This window comes from Bradyrhizobium sp. NBAIM08, assembly GCF_020193935.1.
In the GTDB taxonomy this organism is placed as follows: domain Bacteria; phylum Pseudomonadota; class Alphaproteobacteria; order Rhizobiales; family Xanthobacteraceae; genus Bradyrhizobium; species Bradyrhizobium yuanmingense.
This window is the reverse complement of record NZ_JADYVR010001375.1, coordinates 1-381: the sequence shown is the minus strand read 5'-3', so window position 1 is coordinate 381 and position 381 is coordinate 1. Positions and strand designations below refer to the sequence as shown.

General features: G+C 76.1%; 2 protein-coding genes. Both read right to left on the bottom strand.

The features are described 5' to 3' along the window. Nucleotides 1–232, bottom strand: a 232-nt coding sequence (locus I6F37_RS45000) for a zf-HC2 domain-containing protein (RefSeq protein WP_225155132.1), incomplete at its 3' end; no start/stop codon positions are given. Next, nucleotides 229–381 (bottom strand): sigma factor-like helix-turn-helix DNA-binding protein, encoded by a 153-nt coding sequence (locus tag I6F37_RS47245; protein ID WP_225155133.1) that lies wholly within the window; start codon nucleotides 379–381, stop codon nucleotides 229–231. The genes I6F37_RS47245 and I6F37_RS45000, both read right to left, overlap by 4 nt.

Genomic DNA, 381 nt, shown 5'->3' with positions numbered 1-381 from the left:
AGGTGCGGCGCGCCGGTCGGCGCTGCAGCGGGGGGAGCGCCGGCATCGGTGCCGGTGTGGCGACCCCGCCGGCGACGGTGCGCGCGGCCCGGACGAGCAGCGCGTTGCCGACCGCCAGCTCGGCGAGCTCGGTGCGGCACGCGTCGCAGTCGGCGAGGTGGGTGCCGGCGGCGGTGGCGTCGGCGTTGGTCAGCTCGCCCCGCAGGAGTGCGAACAGGTCGGGATGGGTCATCGCGATCCTCCTTCGTGGTCGTCGCGGAGCAGGGTCGCCAGTCGTCGGGTTCCTCGGGCGGCCCGCGCCTTGACCGTCCCGAGCGGGACGTCGAGGCGGGCCGCGATCTCGCGCTGGGTCAGGTCGGCGTAGTAGGCCAGGTCGAGCAC